At 68.8% G+C, this 3,106-nt stretch carries 4 protein-coding genes; 3 read left to right on the top strand and 1 reads right to left on the bottom strand.

Features of this window, described 5'->3' with window-relative positions; all coding sequences use genetic code 11:
- Positions 1–201: 201 nt before the first annotated feature.
- Positions 202–648, bottom strand: coding sequence for a copper chaperone PCu(A)C (locus tag R1L06_RS20395; RefSeq protein WP_149909378.1), 447 nt, complete (start codon positions 646–648; stop codon positions 202–204).
- A 34-nt stretch (positions 649–682) separates the two neighbouring features.
- Here R1L06_RS20395 and R1L06_RS20400 point away from each other — a divergent pair, with 34 nt between their 5' ends.
- The 3 genes from R1L06_RS20400 (at position 683) to R1L06_RS20410 (ending at position 3,021) form a co-directional block, all read left to right on the top strand.
- On the top strand, positions 683–1,459 hold the full coding sequence (locus tag R1L06_RS20400) for an enoyl-CoA hydratase/isomerase family protein (RefSeq protein ID WP_049462328.1): 777 nt from the start codon (positions 683–685) through the stop codon (positions 1,457–1,459).
- A 127-nt stretch (positions 1,460–1,586) separates the two neighbouring features.
- The gene (gene tesB / locus R1L06_RS20405; protein ID WP_004148214.1) at positions 1,587–2,507 is read left to right on the top strand and encodes an acyl-CoA thioesterase II; all 921 of its coding nucleotides are present in this window, start codon (positions 1,587–1,589) and stop codon (positions 2,505–2,507) included.
- 4 nt (positions 2,508–2,511) lie between these two features.
- Positions 2,512–3,021: a pathogenicity-like protein gene (locus tag R1L06_RS20410; protein ID WP_279913043.1), complete on the top strand. Its 510-nt coding sequence runs from the start codon at positions 2,512–2,514 to the stop codon at positions 3,019–3,021.
- The last annotated feature ends 85 nt before the right edge of the window (positions 3,022–3,106 follow it).

Genomic DNA, 3,106 nt, shown 5'->3' on the forward strand with positions numbered 1-3,106 from the left:
CCCCCCCCCCCCCCCCCCCACTACCGGATATTCCGTTCGCGCCCAGCGCCCTCAACGCTACGGCAACCATCCCAATCGTCGCTTCATCCGTAGAGTCGAGCTTGCTCGACTGCTGCAGGCCGGGGCCGTCGAGCAAGCTCGACGCTACGACGGCCATCCCAACCCCTTGCGTCAGCAGCAGCGTGCCGTTTCCCCGCGCGCTTACGGCGCGGCCTTGCGCACCACCAACGTCGCGCTCGCTTCGCCACCGCCTTCCAGCTGCAGCCGCAACGGCAGCGCCTGCCCTTCCTTCAAGGCGCCCTTGCCCTGCATCAGCATCAGGTGCAGGCCACCGGGCTTGAGCTCGGCGCGCGCGCCCGGCGCCAGCGGCAGACGCTCGATCGCGCGCATCCGGCTGACCCCATCCGTGATCGTGGTTTCGTGCAGCGACACATCATTGAAGCTGCTGCTGGTCGCGCCAGTGATCGCCACCGCCTTGCTGCAGCCGTTGTGGATCACGCCGTAGCCGGCGGTCATCGGCATCGCCGGATTCGGTGGCAACCGCGCCCAGCCCTGCTCCACCGTGACGCAGTCCGGTTCCGCCGCCGACGCCGATGCTGCGGCCGCACACAGAACCAACAGTACGCCAACGAATGGTTTGGTTATCATCGCCCAGGTTCCTTCTTCGCAACGAGACCGCAGCATGACGACGCTCATCGAGGTGATCAACCATGGCCCCATCCGCGAACTGCGCCTGGCGCGGCCGCCGGTCAACGCACTGGACACCGAACTGTGCCGGCAGTTGATCCATGCCATCGAGCTGGCCATGGCCGAAGACGCGCACGGCATCGTGCTGTCGGGCAGCGAGCGCATCTTCACCGGCGGTATGGACGTGCCGCACCTGCTCTCGCATGGTGATGACAAGCACAAGTTGTTGGACACCTGGAACGCCTTCTTTGGCGCCGTGCGCACGCTGGCCGAGAGCCGGATCCCGGTGGTCGCGGCGATCACCGGCCACGCACCGGCGGGCGGCTGCGTGCTGGCCCTGTGCTGCGACTACCGGGTGATGGCGCGCAGCGCCGATCCGTCGCGGCCGTATGCCATCGGCCTGAACGAAGTGCAGGTGGGCCTGATCGCGCCGGAGGGCATCCAGCGCCTGCTGCGCCGCGCGGTGGGCGTACACCGCGCCGGCGTCCTGCTGACCACCGGTTCGCTGGTGCCGGCCGAACAGGCGCTGCAGATCGGTCTGGTCGACGAACTGGCCGAAGGCGACCTGGTGGTGGCGCGCGCCATCGCCTGGCTGCAGAACCTGCTCAAGCAGCCGCGGCAGCCGATGCTGCTGACCCGCGCCATCGCCCGTGCCGACCTGCACGTGGCGCTGCAGCCGGACCTGATCCAGCTCGACCGCTTCGTCGAGGCCTGGTTCGCCCCGGATGCGCAGAATGCCCTGCAGGCGCTGGTCGCCCGGCTGGGCAAGTAACCGGTAGTGCCGGCCGCTGGCCGGCAACTGCAGGCGCCCCAGGAGGCTCATGAGGCTGCCGGCCAGCGGCCGGCACTACCGATGATGGACTGGCCTGCAACGGTATAATCGGGGCCTCTTCATTGCTGTGGCCGCCCCCTTGAACGACACGCCCGAACCCGTCGTCTCCGAGCTGATCGACCTGCTCACCCTGGAGCGGCTGGAGGACAACCTGTTCCGCGGGCAGAGCCGCGACATCGGCACCAAGTACGTGTTCGGCGGCCAGGTGCTGGGCCAAGCGCTGGCTGCGGCGCAGGCCACGGTCGACAACGGGCGCCACGTGCACTCGCTGCACGCCTACTTCCTGCGCGCCGGCAACATCGACCACCCCATCGTCTACGACGTGGACCGTACCCGCGACGGCGGCAGTTTCTCGGTGCGCCGGGTTACCGCAATCCAGCACGGCAAGGTGATCTTCTTCTGTGCTGCCTCGTTCCAGCAGGCCGAAACCGGCGCAGAGCACCAGCACAAGATGCCCGAAGTGCCGCAGCCGGAAGACATCGAACCGAACCGCCCGCTGCCGGCCGAAGTGCTGGAGCGGCTGCCGATCAAGGTGCAGCGCTGGCTGTCGCGCGGTGGCCCGTTCGAGTTCCGCCACGTCTACCCGCGCGATGAACTCAATCCGCCCAAGCGCCCGCCGTACCACCAGGTGTGGCTGCGCCTGAGCGAGCCGGTCGGCGATGCCCCGGAGCTGCACCAGGCGCTGCTGGCCTACGCCTCCGACTTCCACCTGCTGGGCACGGCGACGTTCCCGCATGGCATCAGCTACTACCACCCGCACGTGCAGATGGCCTCGCTCGACCACGCGATCTGGTTCCACCGCCCGTTCCGTGCCGACGACTGGCTGCTGTACTCGCTGGACAGCCCCAGCGCGCAGGATTCGCGCGGCCTGGCCCGCGGCCAGTTCTTCACCCGCAATGGCGTGCTGGTGGCCAGCACCGCGCAGGAAGGCCTGATCCGCGTGGTTCCCGACCAGGCCGCGGCCGCCGCCGTGCCGGCCAAGGATTGATCCGATGCGCCAGATCTTCAGCAGCCAGCGCGTGGAAACCGTCGAAGGCGTCGCCGAGCTCCTGCGCGGGCATGGCATCGACGTCAAGGTGACCAATGGGCGCTCGTACAAGACCCGTCGCCGCGGCCAGTTCAGCTATACCGACCTGGGCAACGCCAACGCCTACCCAGCGGTGTGGATCGTGCGCGCCGACGACCAGCCGCGCGCGCGTGAAATCCTGCGCGAGGCGCGACTGCTCGACACCACCCGCCGCGACCATCCGACCGCCGAATTCGCCTTCCGCGACACCGCAGAGACGACCGGCGGCGGCCGTGGCTGGGCCTGGCGCATCCGCATCGCCCTGCTGGTGGTGATCGCCGGCGTGGCGCTGGTGATCGGCCTGCGCCATCGTGGCGCCCCGGCGCCGGTCGCACCGGCCCCTGCCCCGCAGACCCAGCCGCAGCAGACACAACCGGCTCCGCAGGCCGCACCGGAAGAGGAAGAAATCCGGGTTCGCATCCAGCCCTCGAAGTGACGCACGGGTAGTGCCGGCCGCTGGCCGGCAGCCGAAAAAGGGGACGGAGGGGATTAAGTCGTTTGTGGCACAAACGACTTAATCC

Source organism: Stenotrophomonas mexicanensis, assembly GCF_032911605.1.
In the GTDB taxonomy this organism is placed as follows: Bacteria; Pseudomonadota; Gammaproteobacteria; order Xanthomonadales; family Xanthomonadaceae; genus Stenotrophomonas; species Stenotrophomonas maltophilia_A.